Origin of the sequence: Actibacterium naphthalenivorans (genome assembly GCF_014196965.1) — a bacterium.
Classification (GTDB): domain Bacteria; phylum Pseudomonadota; class Alphaproteobacteria; order Rhodobacterales; family Rhodobacteraceae; genus Actibacterium_A; species Actibacterium_A naphthalenivorans.
The window spans coordinates 377,478-396,754 of record NZ_JACIEQ010000001.1 but is presented as its reverse complement, the minus strand read 5'-3'; the positions used below and the strand labels follow the sequence as shown (position 1 = coordinate 396,754).

General features: G+C 63.7%; 18 protein-coding genes. 3 read left to right on the top strand and 15 right to left on the bottom strand.

The annotated features are described in order from the left end of the window. Positions 1-173 precede the first annotated feature (173 nt). A complete protein-coding gene (locus GGR17_RS01900) occupies positions 174-923 on the top strand; it encodes a LytTR family DNA-binding domain-containing protein (RefSeq protein WP_162231808.1) in 750 nt (249 codons plus the stop codon). On the opposite strand, the gene pdeM is transcribed toward GGR17_RS01900, so the two are convergent. From pdeM to GGR17_RS01885, 3 genes are all read right to left on the bottom strand, one after another. Beyond that, positions 887-1,573: a ligase-associated DNA damage response endonuclease PdeM gene (gene pdeM / locus GGR17_RS01895; protein WP_037209702.1), complete on the bottom strand. Its 687-nt coding sequence runs from the start codon at positions 1,571-1,573 to the stop codon at positions 887-889. The two genes, GGR17_RS01900 and pdeM, sit on opposite strands and share 37 nt — an antisense overlap. A gap of 39 nt (positions 1,574-1,612) precedes the next feature. Then, positions 1,613-4,015, bottom strand: coding sequence for a ligase-associated DNA damage response DEXH box helicase (locus GGR17_RS01890; protein ID WP_054538318.1), 2,403 nt, complete (start codon positions 4,013-4,015; stop codon positions 1,613-1,615). Between the two features lie 71 nt (positions 4,016-4,086). Next, the gene (locus GGR17_RS01885; RefSeq protein WP_037209698.1) at positions 4,087-5,397 is read right to left on the bottom strand and encodes a P-loop NTPase family protein; all 1,311 of its coding nucleotides are present in this window, start codon (positions 5,395-5,397) and stop codon (positions 4,087-4,089) included. A gap of 139 nt (positions 5,398-5,536) precedes the next feature. Here GGR17_RS01885 and GGR17_RS01880 point away from each other — a divergent pair, with 139 nt between their 5' ends. Then, positions 5,537-7,165: a hypothetical protein gene (locus GGR17_RS01880; protein ID WP_157445517.1), complete on the top strand. Its 1,629-nt coding sequence runs from the start codon at positions 5,537-5,539 to the stop codon at positions 7,163-7,165. Here the strand turns inward: GGR17_RS01880 and GGR17_RS01875 are convergent. The 12 genes from GGR17_RS01875 to GGR17_RS01820 form a co-directional block, all read right to left on the bottom strand. After that, a complete protein-coding gene (locus GGR17_RS01875) occupies positions 7,156-7,647 on the bottom strand; it encodes an A24 family peptidase (protein WP_054538320.1) in 492 nt (163 codons plus the stop codon). The genes GGR17_RS01880 and GGR17_RS01875 overlap by 10 nt on opposite strands. A gap of 7 nt (positions 7,648-7,654) precedes the next feature. Then, positions 7,655-8,512: a tetratricopeptide repeat protein gene (locus GGR17_RS01870; RefSeq protein WP_054538321.1), complete on the bottom strand. Its 858-nt coding sequence runs from the start codon at positions 8,510-8,512 to the stop codon at positions 7,655-7,657. Positions 8,513-8,539: 27 nt separating this feature from the next. Next, positions 8,540-9,106 (bottom strand): tetratricopeptide repeat protein, encoded by a 567-nt coding sequence (locus tag GGR17_RS01865; protein WP_054538322.1) that lies wholly within the window; start codon positions 9,104-9,106, stop codon positions 8,540-8,542. A 4-nt stretch (positions 9,107-9,110) separates the two neighbouring features. Next, a complete protein-coding gene (locus GGR17_RS01860; protein ID WP_054538323.1) occupies positions 9,111-10,106 on the bottom strand; it encodes a type II secretion system F family protein in 996 nt (331 codons plus the stop codon). A 17-nt stretch (positions 10,107-10,123) separates the two neighbouring features. Further along, positions 10,124-11,092 (bottom strand): type II secretion system F family protein, encoded by a 969-nt coding sequence (locus GGR17_RS01855; RefSeq protein WP_054538324.1) that lies wholly within the window; start codon positions 11,090-11,092, stop codon positions 10,124-10,126. A gap of 6 nt (positions 11,093-11,098) precedes the next feature. Then, the gene (locus tag GGR17_RS01850) at positions 11,099-12,538 is read right to left on the bottom strand and encodes a CpaF family protein (protein ID WP_037209682.1); all 1,440 of its coding nucleotides are present in this window, start codon (positions 12,536-12,538) and stop codon (positions 11,099-11,101) included. A 28-nt stretch (positions 12,539-12,566) separates the two neighbouring features. After that, positions 12,567-13,832 carry an AAA family ATPase gene (locus GGR17_RS01845; protein ID WP_054538325.1) on the bottom strand — a complete coding sequence of 422 codons (1,266 nt, stop codon included), beginning with the start codon at positions 13,830-13,832 and terminating at the stop codon, positions 12,567-12,569. Between the two features lie 228 nt (positions 13,833-14,060). Further along, on the bottom strand, positions 14,061-14,720 hold the full coding sequence (locus tag GGR17_RS01840; RefSeq protein ID WP_054540333.1) for an OmpA family protein: 660 nt from the start codon (positions 14,718-14,720) through the stop codon (positions 14,061-14,063). Between the two features lie 5 nt (positions 14,721-14,725). After that, positions 14,726-16,156, bottom strand: coding sequence for a type II and III secretion system protein family protein (locus tag GGR17_RS01835; protein ID WP_054538326.1), 1,431 nt, complete (start codon positions 16,154-16,156; stop codon positions 14,726-14,728). Positions 16,157-16,365: 209 nt separating this feature from the next. After that, on the bottom strand, positions 16,366-17,208 hold the full coding sequence (cpaB, locus tag GGR17_RS01830) for a Flp pilus assembly protein CpaB (RefSeq protein ID WP_054538327.1): 843 nt from the start codon (positions 17,206-17,208) through the stop codon (positions 16,366-16,368). A 187-nt stretch (positions 17,209-17,395) separates the two neighbouring features. Next, positions 17,396-17,584, bottom strand: a complete 189-nt coding sequence (locus GGR17_RS01825; RefSeq protein ID WP_037209672.1) for a hypothetical protein — start codon at positions 17,582-17,584, stop codon at positions 17,396-17,398. Positions 17,585-17,817: 233 nt separating this feature from the next. After that, positions 17,818-18,012 (bottom strand): Flp family type IVb pilin, encoded by a 195-nt coding sequence (locus tag GGR17_RS01820; protein ID WP_054538328.1) that lies wholly within the window; start codon positions 18,010-18,012, stop codon positions 17,818-17,820. 366 nt (positions 18,013-18,378) lie between these two features. Here GGR17_RS01820 and GGR17_RS01815 point away from each other — a divergent pair, with 366 nt between their 5' ends. Beyond that, positions 18,379-19,188: a lytic transglycosylase domain-containing protein gene (locus tag GGR17_RS01815; RefSeq protein WP_054538329.1), complete on the top strand. Its 810-nt coding sequence runs from the start codon at positions 18,379-18,381 to the stop codon at positions 19,186-19,188. The last annotated feature ends 89 nt before the right edge of the window (positions 19,189-19,277 follow it).

The following is a 19,277-nucleotide window of genomic DNA, read 5'->3' as shown; positions in this document are numbered from 1 at the left end:
GTTTCCGGGCCGCTCTGGGTTGCAACTTTTATCTGCCCGTGCGATAGGCCCGGACCGTCGGACCGGCCGCCGCCCGGCCGGTGCCTGGCAACAGGTATTGAGCATTGAATATAAGGGGAAGCAGGGCGGTCTGCTCCCCGTGATGAAAAATTTTCCATCTGTAAGATATGTTTATGGTTTCTCTGGTTAAGGAATATAAGGCAGTACTCAAATCGCCCGTGCCGGTGCTGACATGGGCGGTGGTGACGGTTCTTGTGTCCTATGCCGGCCCGTTCGGTACGTTCAACAAAATGCCCTTTCAGCTGCGCCTGGCCTATTGGGCGACGGTGGTGGCGGTTTCCATCCTGTTGGGGCTGGCGGTGCGGCTGACGATCCGGCGGTTGATGCAGGGCTACGGTTACTGGCCGATGTCCGGGGCTATCGCGGTTGCCATGGCCGCGATGCTGAGCGGGCCGCTCACCTGGTTTTCCGCCCGTGTATCCACCGGGCAGAACCATAGCTCGCCCGCGTTGCCCGAGATGTTCTTTCTGGTCCTCGTGGTCAGCCTCGGGGTCAGTGCTGTCAGGCGGATCCTCGCGGGGAATTCCGTCGCGCCCGAGATGACCCCCATCGAGCCGCGGCTGATGCGGCGGATCGCACCGCCGCTGCAGGGGCGGCTCATCCGGTGTTCGGTGTTCGATCACTATGTTCTGGTGGTCACCGACAAGGGCGAGAGCAAGCTTTTGCTGCGGTTTTCCGATGCGCTGGATGAACTTGAGGGCGCCGACGGCCTGCAGGTGCACCGCTCTCACTGGGTGGCGACGGATGCGGTGACAGGGCATGAGATGGAAAAGGGGCGCCTGATGCTGTTGCTCGAGGATTGCAGCAGGGTGCCGGTCAGCCGCAATTACCGCGGCGACGTCGAGGCGCGCGGCCTGATCTGAGCGCGCGGCATCGGGATGGCATGCGCGGCCTTCCCCGTCAGCACGGCAATCGCCCGGTCATCCATCAGCGCGCAAAGCGCCGCGTCATCGCTGCGCAGCCCGCCGGTATAGGTGCCGTAGGCCGGCAGGATCACCCGCGCCGCGTCGATCAGGAAACAGGGCCGCGACAGGCCGCCAAGCCGCGCCTTGGGGTGGTAATGGCCGGACACCTCCGCGGCCGCGCCGGGGGCGGCGATGTGGCGGAAGGTCAACGGGGGCAGCCGCAGCTCGGCCAGATGGGTGCCGCCAAAGCTTGTCGGGCCGGGGTCGTGATTGCCCTCGATCCAGATCCAGCGGCGCCCGGCCATCAGCCGGGTCAGCCACAGCGCCTCCTGCTCGGGCAGGTTTTCCATCGCGGTCAGGTCGTCGAACGTATCGCCCAGGCACAGCACGGCGGCGGGGCGCGTCGCGGCGATATCGGCCTCCAGCCGCGCCAGCGTATCGCGCACCTCATAGGGGGGCAGCATCGTGCCGCCGCGCCGGGCCAGCCGCTCGGATTTGCCCAGGTGCAGATCTGAAACGGCCAGCAACCGCTCCGCCGCCCACCAAAGCGCGCCAGAGGGCAGGGCGGCCAGATCGGCGCCGTTCAGGGTGAAATCAAACCCGTTCATGCTTCGTTCTGATCGCATTCGGCGTGGAAATGCAAGGGGTCATGACAGGCCCGCCGCCGCCATCGCGCTGGCCGCCGCCTGCGCCAGCAGCCGTTCCGCGCCCGCTCCCTTGATCGGCACGCGGCCGACCTCCTGAAACAGGGGCGCGGCCAGCGGGCTGACGCGGGGCAGGGGCATATGGTCGATCCGGCCTTCGATACGCTCCAGCATCGCCTCGATCCGCCCGAAATCGACCAGGCCTTTCAGCGCCTCTTCGCGGGTGATCCGCAGCATCAGGTGGTGGGGGTCGTATTTGACCAGCGTGTCATACAGGATGTCGGAGCTGAAGGTCGCCTGCCGCCCCGATTTGCGCTGGCCCGGCACGTTGCGCTCGATCAGCCCGGCGATGACGGCGGCGCTGCGGAAGGTGCGTTTCATCACCGCGTTTCCGGCCAGCCAGGTCTCGAACCCGTCGCGCATGGCGGCGGCGTCGAACAGGGGGGCGGGGTCTGTCACCGGGTCGAGCGCCCAGATCAGCGTGGCGTAATCGGTGGCGACAAAGCCCAGCGGGTGCAGCCCGGCCTGCTCCATCCGCTGGGTCAGCAGCAGGCCCAGCGTCTGTTGCGCGTTGCGGCCCGCGAAGCCGTAGATGCAGCTATGCGCGCGCCCCTCGTGCGGGAAGGTTTCCACCAACAGCCGGTCGCGGCGCGGAAGCTGCGACACGTCGCGCTGCAGCGCCAGCCATTCGGCGGTGTGGGCGGGCAGGCCGGGCCATCTCTCCTGCTGGAACATCGCCAGAATGCGGTCCGAAAGCTGGGTGGAGGTGGCGAATTTGCTGCCAGAGAACACGGCGATCTTCGGGCTGCCAGAGGCGCGGCGGGTCACCTCTACCGTCATCTCGCGCAGCCCCTCATAGCGCACGATCTGCCCACCGATCAGGAAAGTGTCGCCCGGGGTCAGCGTGGCGGCGAAGGCTTCCTCGACCTCGCCCAGCGGGGTGCCCCCCCGGCTGTTCTTCAGCCTGACCTTCAGCAGATCGGTATCGACGATGGTGCCGATGTTCATGCGGATCTGACGCGCCGCGCGCGGGTCGCGCAGGTGCCATTTGCCGCCGGTCTGTTGCAACCGCTGCCAGCGGTCATAGCGGCGCAGCGCATAGCCGCCAGTGGCCGCGAAATCGAGGCAGGCATCGAATTCGGCCCGGCTGAGCCCGGCATAGGCGCCGGCGGTCGTCACCTCGGCAAAAAGCGCGCCGGCATCGAACGGGCCGGCGGCGGCGGTGATCAGGATGTGCTGGCACAGCACATCGCGCGGTCCGGGCGGGCGCGGGTCGCCATCCAGATCATGGGCGCGGACGGCCTGAAGCGCGGCGACGCATTCCACCACCTCGAACCGGTTGGCAGGCACCAGCAGCGCCTTGGACGGGGCGTTGTAGCGGTGGTTGGCCCGGCCGATGCGCTGTACCAGCCGCTTGACGTTTTTCGGTGCACCGACCTGTATCACCAGATCCACATCGCCCCAGTCGATGCCCAGATCCAGCGATCCGGTGCAGACCACGGCGCGCAGTTCACCGGCGACCATCGCCGCCTCGACCCGTTCCCGCTGTTCGCGCGACAGCGAGCCGTGGTGGATGCCGATCGGCAGGGTGTCTTCGTTGGCCAGCCAAAGCGCGTGAAAGAAAAGCTCGGCCTGGGCGCGGGTGTTGTGGAAGATCAGCGTGGTCTTGTGCCGTTTCACCTGCGCCAGAATTGCCGGGATCGCGTAGCGCCCGCCGCCGCCGGCCCAGGGCGGCGGCGCGCCGGTTTCCAGCATGGCGATGTCGGGATCGGGGCCGGGGTCGGCGTGTAGAATATCGCACGGATCGGGGTGGCGGGCCAGAAACCGGGCGATGGCGGCGGGGTCTTCGACCGTGGCCGACAGGCCGACCCGGCGCAGGCCGGGGCAAAGCGTGGACAGGCGCGACAGGCACAGCATGAGCTGATCGCCCCGCTTGCTTTCGGCGAGGGCATGGATTTCATCGACGATGACCCGTTGCAGCCCGGCGAAAATGCGCGGCGCGTCTTCATAGCTGAGCAGCAGGGCCAGGCTTTCGGGTGTGGTCAGCAGGATGTGGGGCGGGTCGGCCCGCTGGCGCCGGCGCTGGCTGTGGGAGGTATCTCCGGTGCGGTCTTCGATGCGGATGTGCAGGCCCATTTCTTCGACCGGGGCGCGCAGATTGCGGCGGATATCGGCCGCCAGCGCCTTGAGCGGCGAAATGTAGAGCGTGTGCAAGCCGGAATGGGTATCGCTCGCAAGCTCGTGCAGCGAAGGTAGAAATCCTGCAAGTGTCTTGCCACCGCCGGTGGGCGCGATCAGCAGTTGGGCGGGCGCCATGCGCCGTGCCAGAATCGCTTTCTGGTGCGGATGGGCCGACCAGCCGCGCGCGGCGAACCAGGCGGCGAAGGCAGGTGGCAGCTCGTTCATGCGGCTGAATGTAGGCATGCCGCCAGGGTTTGCACAGGTCGGGCCGGTCGCGGCGGCGCGGCCGGGCGCCGTCAGTGAACGATGGCTTCCTGCTTGACGAACATGTTGGCCCAGGCGCGGTCGATCAATTCGGGGGTCATCTGATAGGGGATGCCTTCGAATTCGCAGATCGCGATCATCTGGTCGATCAGGAAGACCGGCTGATAGTTCGCATATTCATTGGCGATGGTCGGGTATTTCTTCTGCAGCAGATGAACGATCGCCCGTTCATCCAGCGGGATCTTCTTCTTGCGGGCCACCAGGGCGAAGATCTTCAGGAAATCCTCTTTGCAGGGGCCATCGATCTTGATCTTGAAAAAGATCCGGCGCAGGGCGGCCTTGTCGAAAATCTCGTTGGGGTGGAAGTTGGTGGAAAAGATCACCAGCGTGTCAAAGGGGACCTCGAACTTCTCGCCCGATTGCAGGGCCAGAATATCGCGGCTTTCCTCCAGCGGCACGATCCAGCGGTTGACCAGCGCCTGCGGCGGTTCGGCCTGGCGGCCGAGGTCGTCGACGATGAAGACGCCGCCGGTGGATTTGAGCTGCAGCGGCGCCTGATAGGTGCGCGCGGTGGGGTTGTAGACCAGATCGAGCATCGACAGCGACAGCTCACCGCCGGTGACAACCGTCGGCCTGTCGCACAGCACATAGCGCGTGTCATAGCGGCCGGCAGAGCGGCGCAGGGAGTTGGGATCATCCACCTGTTCCTGGGCGGCGGTATGCACGATCGGGTCGTAGACGGTGATGACCTGGCCGGTATATTCGATGGCGCGCGGGATATAGATCTTGTCGCCGAGCGCATCCCGGATGCCGTTGGAGATGGAGGATTTACCATTGCCCGGCGGGCCATACATCAGGATCGAGCGCCCGGCCGAAACCGCGGGCCCGAGATGATCGAGAAGCGAGCGCGGCAGGATGAGGTGGCCCATCGCGGTGGTCAGCTGGTCGCGCGTGACCTGGATGTTGCGGATCGACTGACGCTTGACCTGCTCGCGATAGACATCCAGCGGCACCGGCATCGCCCCGTAATATTCCGACTGGCTGAGCGCGTCGAGCGCGCGGCTTTTTCCGGTATCGGTCAACTGATACCCCATCTCGCCGCCCGAATTGGCGTGCAGCGTGCCTGTTGCCTCGACCAGTTTCTGGGTGCGGGCCAGATCGACAAGCTCTTGCGTGACGGAGACGGGCAGGCAGATGGAGCGTGCGATTTCGGTGACGATTTCAACGTTCTGCCGGAACATCGTTTTCAGAAGGATATCGCGCATCATGACCATGGGCAGGCGCATCTGATCGAGGCTGCGGGGGGCCGGGGGCGCCAGAACCGGGGAGGATTGCATATTCATCGTTGTGCCTTAAAGCTGCTCGAATATCTTGTGACAGAGGGTCTGCCTGAGGGGGTTACGACAAGACGCGCCGCGACCGGCCGGGTCGAAACCACGCCTGGCGGGCGAGAACTGGCTAACACCCAAATGGGGCAAAAAAATGAGCAGACCCAATCCGATCTACATGGCGGGCTTCCTGCTGCTTGTGGTGGCGATCTATGGCGCCGCGGCCCTTTTGAAAGGCGGGCTTTACGTCGGGAATTATGAGGGCGATACGGCGCATCTGGTCGATCTGGTGCTGCGGCTGGCGGCCGGCGAACGCCCGCATCAGGATTTCATGACACCGCTGGGCATTCTGGGCTATGCGCCGATTGCTCTGTTCGTCCGGCTGGGGGCGGGCGTGGGCCACGCGATCATGCTGGGCCAGGTTCTGGTGGCGCTGTGCCTGGTGCCGGCGATCTGGTGGGCCGGGGTCAGCCGCCTTTCGGGGGCGTGGCCCTATCTCTTCGGTTTTTTCGCGCTGGTGCTGGTGCTGGCGCTCAGCCAGGGGCAGGTGTCGTCTGCCACATCGATCGCGATGTATTACAACCGCTGGGCCTGGGCGGCGGCCTATGTTGCGGTTCTGGTGGCGGTGACCGAGCCGCGGCACCGGCGCAGCGCGCTGGCCGACGGGCTTTCGATCGGGATGCTCATGGCGTTTCTGGCGCTGTCGAAGCTGACCTATTTCATCTCCTTCGCGGTGCCGCTGCTGCTGGCGCTGGCGCTGCGGCGGCAATGGGCGGTGATCGGCATCGCGGCAGGGGCGGGGGCGGGGGTTGCGGCCCTCGTTACCCTGGTGGCCGGGGTCGCCTTTTGGGGCGGCTACCTGGGTGATCTGATCACGGTCGCCAGTTCCGGGGTCCGCCCCTATCCCACCGCGCCGTTTCTCGAAACGCTGCGCCTGCCCACCCATATCGGCGGCACGCTGCTGATGTTTCTGTCGGTGATCCTGCTGCGGCAGGCGGGGCAGCGGTATGAGGGGCTGATCCTGCTGGTGCTGGCGCCCGCGTTTTTCTACGTGACCTTCCAGAATTTCGGGAATGATCCGCAATGGACGGTTCTGGCCGGGTTTCTGGTGCTGCTGATGCGGCCGGGCGAAGAGGTGAAAAACCCGTTTGGCTGGGATCTGCGTCAGGCACTGAACATGGCGGCGGTGGCGTTCTTTGCCATCGGGTCGCCTGCGGCGTTCAACATGATCTACAGCCCCGTCGTGCATTTCGGCGCGGCCGATGCCGATTACACGCCGTTCCTGCCAAACCGCCCCGACCATGCCGATCTGAAGGGTGAGCTTGAGCGCAGCTATCAGTTCAAGGTCTCCTCGGCGCCCGAGTATCCGGCCGTGGCGGCGCAGGCGCGCGCCCTGCGGCCGGTGGCGGAGAAGACGGTTCTGAACGGCGAGGTGCTGAACTGGTGCGAAATCGGCAACGGCCCGGTCGGCTGGTATCGCAGCATGGCGCAGGAGCTGGACGCGGCCGGCTATGGCGGCGAGGACCGCATCATGGTGGCCGATATTCTGAACGTGCTCTGGATGTTCGGCGATCTCAAGCCGCTGAAGGGAAGCGGGCCGTGGTATTACGGCGGCGCGCCGGGGCTGGAAAACACCGACTACGTTCTGGTGCCGTTCTGCCCCTACAAGACGTCAGAGCGGCGGCGCATCCTCAAGGCGATCGAGGCGCGGGGCGTGCCCCTGACCGAGGTGTATCGCAGCGAGCTGTTCATCCTGCTGCGTCGGGGCGCCATTCAGGGATAGGTGGCCGCAATCGCCAGATAGGCGATCAGCGCGGTGCCAAGCGCCAGGCCCATGGGGAAATCCCGCCGCTCCCACGATTCCCAACCCGGCGCGGCCCGTTTGACGGCGGGCGTGGCGCGGGCGATGCGATGCGCGAGGAAAGCGAGAACCAGCACCACCGAGAACAGCATGGCGAATTTGCCCGCATCGGGCAGCGCCACGAAGGGCGCCATGGCGGCGGCGAACTTGGCATCGCCGGCACCGATCATCCGGGCCATGTTCATCACGAAGCCGACCACCAGGATCACGGCCAGATGCGCCCAACGCCACAGGAATTCCTGCATCGGCAGCACCAGCACACCGGTGACGGCGAAGGCCAGCACAAGCACCCAGACCGATTTGTTGGGGATTTTCATCGTCTTCATGTCGCTCCAGGCGGCCCAGACGCAGATCGGGGCGGCGACAATCAGAAACCACAGGGCGGGATTGGCGGAAAGCAGCATCGGCGGATCAATTGACCGTTCTGGGATCGAGCGCGCGCAGCGAGCGCACGGCAGCCTCGAAATGCTGCGGATGGGTGTCGATCGCCTCTTCCAGCAGGCCCTTGCCGATGGCGACATCGCCCTGTTTCACCGCCGACAGCGCCAGCGTGTACAAAAGCTGCGCCCGTTCCACTTGGCTCATCTGGACCACCGGCATCTGATAGTTGCGCTGCGCGCCACGCGCCAGGATCAGGTTGTTCTTGGCGGTGAACAGGTTCGGGTCATAGACGATGGCATCGACGAACAGACGCTCGGCCGCGGAATAATCGCCGCGCGACAGTTTGGAATAGCCCCAGTTGTTCAGAACGCCCGCCGGTTTCGTGGTCAGGCCCACGGCGGTTTCATAGAAGCTGTCGGACCGGCCCCATTCCTTGTTGCTGTCGGCGACCATCGCCTCCAGCTTGTAGCGCTTGAAGGTTTCGATCGTGGGCGGAACACTGTCGAGGGTCTTTTCGGCCTCTTTCCACTTCCCGGCCCGGATCAGGGCATCGGCGTAATCGATGCGGTCGTCATTGGTGGCATCGGGATCGTCCACCACCTTGGCCCAGACGGTGACCGCCTCGGCGCTGTGCCGGGCGCGGATCAGCGAGCGGGCCAGGTTGCGCTTCAGGTCGATCCGGTCGGGCTGTTCTGCGGCGGCGCGTTTGAAATAGGCCACCGCCTCGTCGGGGTCGGCCACGGTCAGCATGATGTCGTTCAGGCTGCTTTCGTCAGAGGAGATCACGTCCTGCACGGCGCGCTCGACCTCTTCGTCGGATTTTCCGGTACAGCCTGAAAGCGCAAGCGCGCCGCCCACGCACAGCACGACAAAATAACGATGGCGCATTTTTGCGTCCTTTATACTGCTCTGTCCTCAGGGTGTGGAGAGAAGCAGGTAACGCCCGTCGCCCCGCCGCACCAGATCGAAATTATTATTATCACCCTCATCATACGCGGGATTTTCCGATTTTGCGATAGCCAAGCGCAGGTTTTCACGGATTTCATCGGATTGTGCGCTGTCCAGCGCGAAGGCGTTCTGGAACACCAGCCGCGCTTCGCCCGGTTTGCCCTGTTCCATCAGCACGACGCCCAGATTGTTCCAGGCCGGCACGAATTCCTCGTCCCGCTTGATGGCTTCGCGCAACAGGATTTCGGCCTGGCCCAGACGGCCCAGCCGCAGGTTGGCCGAGCCGAGGGCCGAGAACACATCCGCGTCGGTGCCGTTTTCGGCCGCGGCGCGCAGATAGGCTTTCAGCGCCAGCTCGTATTCCCCGGCCGCCATCAGCCTGTGCCCGACGACCAGCCCGTCAACCGCCTCGGTGATACGCGGCGTGCCGGGGGGCGGGGCAAGCCCCTTGTAGACAGGCGAAAGGCCGCCCGTCGTCTGACAGGCGGCCAGAAGCCAGACCAATGTGAATACCCCCGCCCGCGCCGTGATCATGCAATCAGAATTCTACGTTGCCCATCATTTGCGCAATACCATAAACCGAAGGTCCGATCAGAATAATCAACAAAGGCGGAAGCGTGAACATCATCGTACCAAGGGTGAGCTTTGTGGGCAACTTGTTGGCCTTTTCCTCGGCCCGCATGACACGTTTGTCGCGCATTTCACCGGCATAGACCCGCAGCGCATCGGCGATCGAGGTGCCGAAGGTGGCCGATTGCACCAGCACGGTCACGAAAGAGGAAATGTCCATCACGCCGCAGCGCTCGCCCATGTCCTTGAGCACGGTGATCTTGTCCTTGCCGGCCTTGATCTCGTAAGACACGATCTCGAATTCCTCGGCCAGCGCCGGAAAGCCGGCGCGCAGCTCCTTGGACACACGGATGATCGACTGATCGAGAGATTGCCCGGCCTCGACGCAGACAAGCATCATGTCGAGGCTGTCGGGAAAGCCGTTGGTGATCTGTTCCTGCCGCGATTGAACGCGCCGCTCGACCCAGTATTTCGGCAGGAAGTATCCCGCCCCGCCCGGCACCAGGATCGACAGAACCACCTTTTGCATCGACACGTCGCTGGTGGCCGACAGGATGACCACATAGAGCACCCCCAGGAACAGGAACCCCAGCCCGAGCGCGAATTGCGCGAAGTGGAAGGTGCGCACCGCCGATTTCGAGCGGTACCCGGCACGCAGAAGCTTCAGCCGCGACGCCGTCAGTTCCTCTTCATCCTGCGGCTCGAGAAAGGTGGCGAACTTGTCGAGCTTTTCGCTCGATTTGGAGCCGTGCCGCAGGCGCACCTCGTCCGCGTCCTTCTTCTGCGTCTTGGTCTGGCGCGCGGTTGCGCCCGCGGCCTTGAGCCGGTCGAGCGGGTCGGGCTTGCGCTTGAGCAGCATCGGAAGGGCCAGCGCGATGAAGACGACGCCCAGAATGCCAACCGCATAGAGCGGCCCGAGCGGGCCCAGTTTTTCCGTCAGCAGGCGGGTGAGTGTGTTGAACATTTCCGTGTCCGTTCTCGCTATACCTTGATGTTGACCATGATCTTCATGAAGACCACGTTCATCACCAGAAACACGCCCACGGCGATGGCCGCCGGAATAAAGACCGGGGTGTCGATTACATCGTCATAATAATCGGGCTTGAGGATGTTGATCACCACGATGGCGATGACCGGGAAGGCCGACAGGAACATGCCCGACCATTTCGATTCCGCCGTGATCGCCTTGACCCTGCGAAACAGCTTGAACCGGGCGCGGATCACCTTGGCCAGACCTTCCAGGATCTCGGCCAGGTTGCCGCCGGATTGCTGCTGGATCGTCACCGCCACCGCGAGGAAACGCAGATCCTGCATATCCATGCGTTCGGCCAGATCCTTGAGGCTTTCCGACACGTCGCGGCCATAGGCGGCTTCGTCGGCGATCATGCCGAACTCGGTGCCCAGCGGGTCGGGCACCTCTTTAGCCACGATACTGACCGCCGAGGAAAACGGATGGCCCACGCGCAGGCTGCGCACCATCAGTTCGACAGCTTCGGGAAGCTGTTCCTCGACCAGGCTCAGGCGTTTCTTGGCCTTGTTGCTGACCCAGACGAACACCGCCCCCACACCCATCCCGACAGACACCAGAAGCCGCGCCGGCAGCGATGCGCTGGTGCCCACGGTCAGGCCCAGGAAAGCCAGCACCGACAACAGCCCCATGATCATGATCAGCGCCTTGGGCGAAAAGGCGATGTTCGCCTTCTGCGCCTTGTCGGCCAGGATCGAATAGAGCGGGATGCCGCGGGCGTTCAGATGCTGGCTCATCTCCTTGCGGAGCTGCTCCAGAACCTGTTCACGGTCGGCGCCCTTTTCCAGCATGTCCAGCCGGCGGTTCACGCGGCTGTTCAGACTGATGGATTTGCCGAAGACAGTCAGATACAGCCCCTCGACCAGCGCCAGAACGCCGACGAAGATCAGGCCATAGATAATCGGTTCTGCGCTGAGCACCATGTGCGTTCACTCCGCGGCGATGGGTTCAAAGATGGTTGGTGGCAGGTCATAGCCCCATTGCTTGAAGCGCTGGGAATAGTGCGAGCGCACGCCGGTGGCGTTGAAGCGGCCGATGATCTTGCCATCCGGCGCCAGCCCGAGCCGCTCGTAGCGGAACACTTCCTGCATCGAGATCACCTCGCCCTCCATGCCGGTGATCTCGGTGATCGAGACCATGCGGCGGCTGCCGTCCTGCAGGCGGCTGGCCTGCACGATCAGGTTCACGGCGCTGGAAATCTGGCTGCGCACGGCTTTCAGCGGCATTTCGATGCCCGCCATCGCGATCATGTTTTCCAGACGCGATACGCCGTCGCGGGCAGAGTTGGCGTGGATCGTGGTCATCGACCCGTCGTGGCCGGTGTTCATCGCCTGCAGCATGTCGATCACTTCCTCGCCGCGGGTCTCGCCGACGATGATGCGGTCGGGGCGCATCCGCAGGGCGTTGCGCAGACAGTCGCGCTGGGTGACCGCGCCCTTGCCCTCGACGTTGGCGGGGCGGCTTTCCATCCGGCCGACATGGGTCTGCTGGAGCTGAAGTTCGGCGGTATCCTCGATCGTCAGGATGCGTTCGGAATTGTCGATGAACGACGACAGCGCGTTCAGCGTGGTGGTCTTGCCCGACCCGGTGCCGCCCGACACGATCACGTTCAGGCGGCAGGCCACGGCGGCCTGAAGGTAAACGGCCATTTCCTCGGTGAAGGCGCCGAACCTGACCAGATCGTCAATGCCCAGCTTTTCCTTCTTGAACTTCCGGATGGAAACCAGGCTGCCATCCACCGCGATCGGCGGCACCATCGCGTTGAAGCGCGACCCGTCGGCCAGGCGGGCGTCAACATAAGGATTGGATTCATCGACCCGGCGGCCCACGGCCGACACGATCTTGTCGATGATCCGCAGCAGGTGCTTTTCATCCTTGAAGGTGATTTCGGTGAGTTCCAGCTTGCCCGAACGTTCCACGAAGATCTGTTGCGGGCCGTTGACCAGGATATCGTTGACCGTGTCGTCCTTCAGAAGCGTTTCCAGTGGGCCCAGGCCCATCACCTCGTCGAACAGATCCTGGTTCAGCGCGCCGCGTTCTTCCTTGTTCAGAACGACGCTCATCTCGGCCAGCGCTTCTGAAGAGATCGACTGAATCTCGGCCTTCAGATCGGCCTCGCTCGCCCGTTCGAGGGCGGCAAGGTTCAGGTCTTCCAGCAGGCGCCGGTGCAGCTCGACCTTGATCTCGCCCAGCCGCTCCTTGCGCTTGCGGTCCTTGTCGCTCTGGACGGGCTGGGCCGGCGGCTTGGGCTTTTGCTTGGCCATGGTCGGGCGGGGCGCCGCGGCCTGGGGGGTGGGCTGCGCCGCCGCCTGTCCGGCGGAAGGCGGGGTTCCTGCGCCCGCTGCTGGTTTTTTATAACGCGAAAACATGGCTCGACTCTCTACCTGTTGCGGCGGGTCATCCCGCCGCCGCGGCCGCCTGCAGCGCATGCTCGTGCAGCGAAACGGCCAGTTTGTGAATTTCCTTGCGCAGAAGCGCTTTCGGCGCGCTTTCGGCCAGCGGCAGGCCGTGATCGGCGGCCTGGGCGACCGGTTTGCCGCCTTCGGGCAGCATGATCTCGATGTCGATATCCAGGTTTTCGGCCATGCGCTTGGCGCGGCTCTTTCCGGAAAGATCGGTGAATTTCGGCGCGCGGTTCAGCACGTAGCGCAGTTTTTCATACGGCAGCTCTTCGCTTTTCAGCGCCCGTATCATGCGCAGCGTGTTTTGTGCCGATCGCATGTCCAGCTCCAGCAGCGCGAAATAGACTTGGGCCTGGCTCAGCGCGGTTTCCGTCCACTGCACAAGAGTCTTGGGCATATCGATGATCACGAAGTCGAAATTCGCGCGGGCGGTGTCGATCAGCCGGGCGACATCCTCCGAGGCCAGAATTTCCAGCGGCAGCATGTCGGCCGGCGCGGTCAGGACATGCAGCTTTTCGTTGAAGGTCAGCATGGCCTGCATGAAGCTTTCGTTGTCCATCGACGCGGTGTCGGCCAACAGCTCGTAGACCGCTTCGCGGCGGGGCAGGTCAAGATAGGTCGACGCCGACCCGAACTGCAGATCAAGGTCAAGCAGGCAGACCTTGGGCGCGTCTTCCTTGGTGACGGTGGCCAGCTCCCACGCCAGGTTCACCGCGAATGTGGAGGCGCCGACACCGCCCGCAAGGCCGTGAACCGGCAGCACGATGCCGTTGCGATCCGCCACATGCCCGCGCGCCTTGCTGAACTCGCCGGGATGTGTGGCGACGGGCAGCGCGGGTTGCGGCGCAGGCGCAGGTGTGCGCAGACGTTCGATCGATTCATGCAGCGCGCCCTCGGGCAGGGGGTAGGGCACGAAATCATCCGCGCCGAGACGCAGCAACTGATGCAGGGCCATGGCGCCGACGTCACTGGCGATCAGGATCACGCGGATGCGGTTTTCCTTGGCGGTGCGGATCAGCTCTCCGATGAAGCCGAGCTGCTGCTCATCCCGGTTGTCCACAGCAATGGCCACGAATTCCAGCCCGGCGGCATCAGGTTGGGTAAAGAAGGCGGCGGCATCGTCAAATGACAGATCCCCCCAGCTTTCCCCCAGTTCGGCCTCCATATCCTCGATCAGAAGGTCGAAATCCTGCACATCCCGCGACACCGTACAGGCGACGATCGGCGCCGGCTCTGGCATTAGTGCTGCACTGCCCGTCATTGCTCATGCATCCTTCCGTTGCAGGACACCGCGGCGCGTTCGAGGGACGATCTCATTTTTTTCCGTTCCCCACACCACAGCCATCCCGATACGACTCAGCGCCGTATCTGCTGCTCACTCCAGGAAAAGATGGATGGTAATCTGGGCAACATTACGGCTTAAAAACCGAAATTGTTGGGTGATCGGGGCAGGTGGAAGGGCGGCGCAGAGCCGCCTTTCCCGCATGCCTCAGCGCTCTTCGGCGGCTGCATCCGGCTCAAGCGACACATCCGTGTTGATCTCGTTGGCGCTGCGGATGTATTCGTCATACTCGAACAGGGCGTATTTGCCGTCGAGCAGCTGTTCACGCGGCTTCAGAAAACCCGACACCTCGGTCACGGTGCGGCGGTTGCGGCGTTCGCGGCCTTCGGTCACGATCAGCGGCTGGGTTTCCCCGTAAGAGACGACCGCCTCCAGCCGATCTCGGGAAATGCCCTGCGCCACGAGGAAGTTCACCACTGTGCGCGCGCGGCGCAGGCCGAGCGCCTTGTTGTAGCCGTCGGAGCCGACCTTGTCGGTGTGGCCATAGACGCGGAACTTTGCCAGCGAATATTCCTTGATCCACGCGGCCTGCAACCGCAGGGCGGCCTGTGCGTCGGCGTCCAGCGCGGCGCTGTTGAAGGCGAAATTGACCGTGCTGGGCACTTCGGCCGCGAATTTGCGCGACAGGCTGACCGCGAGGTTCCGCGCGCCTGTCATCACCTGGATATTGTTCACGGTCGAGTTTCCGAAGCTGCCATCGTCCAGCGTGGCGCCGGCGGGCGAATAGAAGCTGATCGCGCTTTGCGGCGAACAGGCGCCCAGCGTCATGAGTGCGGCAGTCGTCACAAGGGCAAAGGGCGCGCGCATGGCCATCACTCCATCACATAGCCGTAGGAGCCCGAAAAATCCTGCCGGGCGACCTCGCCCGCGGGGCCGTTTCTGGGGCGGTTGGGGGCGGCGACCTGGCCGAACAGGAACAATTCGCTTTCGGTGGGGGGGCGCACACGGTCGGTCGGCAGGGCGAATGCCTCTCCGGTGGTCGGGGTCACCAGATGCGCGGTGACGATGATCACCAGTTCACTTTGCTGCCGGTTATACTCGGAGCTGCGGAACAGCGCGCCGAGGATCGGGATGTCACCCAGCCAGGGAACCTGCCCCTTGAGCGAAGAGAAATCATCCTGCAACAGGCCGGCGATGGCAAAGCTTTCGCCATCATGCATTTCCACGGTGGTCGCCGTCGAGCGCTTGGAAAAACCGGCGATCGACACGGCGCCGTCGGTGTAGCTGACCGAGGGGTCGACGCCGCTGACCTCTGCGTTCATGCGCAGGTTGATGTTCGGCCCGACCACGCGCGGCGTGAATTCAAGCACGATGCCGAATTTGCGGAAATCGACGCTGATGGCGCCGTTTTCATTGGCAACCGGGATGGGATATTCGCCACCGGCCAGGAATTCGGCCTTCTGGCCCGACAGGGCCGTGAGGTTCGGTTCGGCCAGGGTGCGCACGAAGCCCTTGGTTTCCAGCGCTTCCAGCAGGATGGCGAATTCAACATCACCGGCGCCGATGCCGAAGGAAAAAACGCCCGTGCTCTCGCCCGTGCGTCCCACGTTGGTGGCGCTGTCGCCGTCGAACAGGTTGAGCAGATTGTCGCCTTCGGTAAAGGTGCCGTTGCCGCCGGTATAGCCGATATCGCCGCCGCTGCCGATGCCGTTGACGGCCATGCTGGCCGACAGGCTCTTGCGGACCGAGCGGTTCATTTCGGCAAAGCGCACCTTCAGCAGCACCTGCTGGCTGCCGCCGACCATCATCAGGTTGGAGACCCGCCCCGGCGCATAGCGCTGCGCCAGATCAAGCGCCCGGTCGACCACGAGCGAAGAGGAAACGGTGCCCGACAGCACCAGGCCGTCATTGGCCGGGCGCACCTCGATGGCCTCGCCCGGGATGACTTCGCGCAGCCGCTCTTTCAGTTCGCTGACATCGGCGGTCACGCGGATCTCGACATTGGTGATCAGGCGGCCGTCCGGCCCGAGCAGCGTCAGCGTGGTGCGGCCCGGCTCCCTGCCCAGTACATAGATGGTGCGATCCGACAAGGTGGAGATATCGGCGATCGAAGGGTTGGCGATGGACAATTCGGCGAAGGCCACATCGCTTTCCACGACAACGGCCTGGTTCATCGGCACGCTGAGTTTGCTGGACGCGCTGCCCTGCATCACCCGAAGCGTTTCCGCGCCCGCGACGGGTGCGTGACCAAGATTCATGGCGGCGCCGAGAAGGGCCGCCTGAAAGAACGTCTTTAAATTCATGTGATCCTGCCTCTCCGATCACGCCTCAATGCGGGTCTTTTTTGCCCTGTTACCGCGCAGAATGCGGCAATTGTCGTTTTTTTGCAAGAATCAAGCGGTTGGGCGCGGATACTTATGTGGATAAGGCGCAACAGACGGGTTTTGCCACAGAACGGAAAAGCGCGGCTCCCCATCCGGTGAAGCCGCGCCAAGCTGTTGTTCTCAGGCGTTTAGTTGGTGCAGGGGATCGGGATTTCCAGCACCTCGGATCCGCGCCGCGTCCGGATGGTGCAGACCTCGGGTTTCGCTGCCTCGACGACTTTTTGCTCTTCCTCGATGCCCAGAAGCTGGTTCTGGTCGATCTCGACAGCCGAGGAAACCGTCTCGTCCTGGGCGCCGACCAGCGACAGCGAGAGCTGCCCGGTCGATTGGGCCTGCGCCAGGGCCGCGACCTGCCGCGGGCTGGCCTCGACCGTTACGGTGCGGGCGATGGCGGGGCTGGAGCGGTTTTCGTCGGCGGTCTGGTCCACGGCGATCAGGCGCACGCCGGCCTCGATCAGCTTGGTCACCTTGGCGCGTTCCCGGACAGAGCCTGTCCAGTAGACATCGACCCGGTCGCCGGGGCGCAGAAAGCCGGAGACGCCGGATTTCACGTCGACGCTGATGGCGAAGGCACGCATGCCCTTGCTCAGGCGCGAGGTGATGCCCGCGTCTTCGCCGGGGGCAGTGACCTTGATGGCCAGAAGCGGTTCGTTGGCTTCGATCGGGCGCAGCACGGTGCGGGCATTTTCGGCGCCTTCGGGGAAAAGCTCATCCTCGGTCGCGAATGCGCCCTCGGGCACAACCTCGGCCGGCCATTTGACCAGCGTCGCGTCTTCAAGCGTGAAGGTTTCGCCATAGGCCAGGGCGCGGTTGGCGACGTAGATCTCTGTCAGCTTGATCTGGTTCGCGCGCGCCGATTTCTCCTGCGCCAACGCGACCTGATATTGCGAGATATACCCCTGGGCCATGTAAACCGCGAACCCCGCGAGCCCCAAACCGACAAGCAGAACCAAACCAAATACCAGCCGCATGATACATTCACCCTCGTAATTTTCGCATGTCCGTCGCCCGTTTCAGGCCGGTCAAAGCGATGCTTGTTTGTCGATTAAACCCTGCCCTGAAATTGCGGCAAAAGCTTGGGCCCAACGCGGCCAAAGAAAGGACTTTTGCGAAACCGTGAACAGAGCGTTGTCCGTTCGCCCCTCAGGTGGCGGGCGATCAGTCTCCCGCCTTCACCGAAATCGCGCCGACCTTCGTGGCAAAGGTCGTGGCCAGGTTGGCCGGGCCGTTGTTGAAGATCACCATGACGGCAAAGGCCATGCCGACCACGGCCGCGGTCAGCACCACCCAATCGACGGTGACGGCACCGTCTTCGGCGGCTAGAAATGTTTTCAAACTGCTGCGCATTGCGCTCTCCATAGTGCTCTTGCCGCCACGCGATCCGGTCGCAGACCTTCGACGGACCTTGCGCCCACAACCCTCTCGGCGGCGACACTGCCTGCATATTGGGGCGAAAAAATGGCCATATCCTGCTGGTTGATCGGCGATTTGGGTTTTAGCGAAACTGTTTGTTTCAAAAGGAAAATGCCGCACCCTGAGGCGCGGCATTTGATTTTCGTCGGCGGATGCCGGGGCGCGCATTAGTCGCCGGCAGCAACCGTTACACCACCAACTTCGGTGGAGATGGCGGAACCCAGAGTGGTCAGGCCGCCCTTGACGGTGCCCAGAACAGCGAAGCCCAGGCCAACGACCGCAGCGGTCAGCACAACCCAGTCAACGGTCACGGCGCCGGATTCGTCATTGTGGAAGTTTTTGATCATTTCGAACAGTTTCATTGGAAGTCCCTCTCAGTTAAGATCGTTAGCTCGTTTCAGTTCGCCTCTTTGGATCGTCTCGGGCCGGCCTCTGTGTTGGCCCGATCCCCGCCGTGGCATGGCCCTAATAAGCCGTTGGATTGGGGCAGGAGTTGGGCGCAGTTAAGACAATTTTTGTAAGCCCGGAAAAGTCGGGGTGGATCTTTATAACATACTGATTATAAACGAAAAAAAGTGATAAGATTTTTTCCGAAGGTCCCCGAGGTACAGCTTTTCCGGGTCGGGAATCGTCTGTCACCTGCCGCAGCGTCATGCTTTTGGTGGTATCAAAAGAGGAATTTTGCGATAATTTTCCAAACAACGCCGGATTGGAGCAGGATCCGATAGATGCGCCGCACAGGTTCCGTCATTCTCATTGCGGCCGCGCTGGCCGCGACGCCGGGGCTGGGCGAGGCGCCGCCGCCGTTTCCGGAGTTCACGTTCAAACGGGCAAAGCCCCCGGCGCCGGGCGCATCGCGGCGGATCACGGTCCAGATCGCGCCCAAACCCTTCACGCCGCCGCCCGGCGAAGAGGCGGCAGAGGCACCCCCGGCTGGAGGGGCGCGCTACGGCTGGTACTGGGAGGTGGTCTCTCCGGCCCGGCAGGACAGTGCGCCCGGGCGGCTGGGCCCGGCGGTGGCAGCCTTGGCAAACGGGCCGGGCGGGGCGCGCGTTCATGCGCCCCGGCTTGGGGATCTGCAGCAGATCGCCCAGGAGTTCGGGGCGGAAATCCTGATCGCCACGGCGGGCACGCAGGTGTCGCCGGCGCTGGTTCTTGCCGTGATCGGGGTTGAAAGCGGCGGCAGCGCCGATGCCGTCAGCCCCAAGGGTGCGTCGGGGCTGATGCAGCTGATGCCCGCCACCGCCGCGCGGTTCGGGATCGAGGATCCGTCGGACCCGTCGCAGAACATCCGCGCGGGTGTGGCTTATCTGGACTGGCTGATGTCGGCCTTCGAGCGCGACCCGGTTCTGGTGCTGGCGGCCTATAACGCGGGCGAAACCGCTGTCAGCGACAATGGCGGCGTGCCCGATTATCCAGAGACGCGCGACTATGTTCCCAAGGTCCTGTCAGCCTGGACCGTGGCGCGCGGCCTGTGCGCGACCCCGCCAGAGCTGATCAGCGACGGTTGTGTCCTGCGGGCGCTTGATACGCTCTGATCCTGCTCAGCCCTGCTGCGTTTACAACGTTCCAAATTTCCACAGCTTATGTGCAGATTTGAACAAATTGCTGATAATGCTCACGCTTT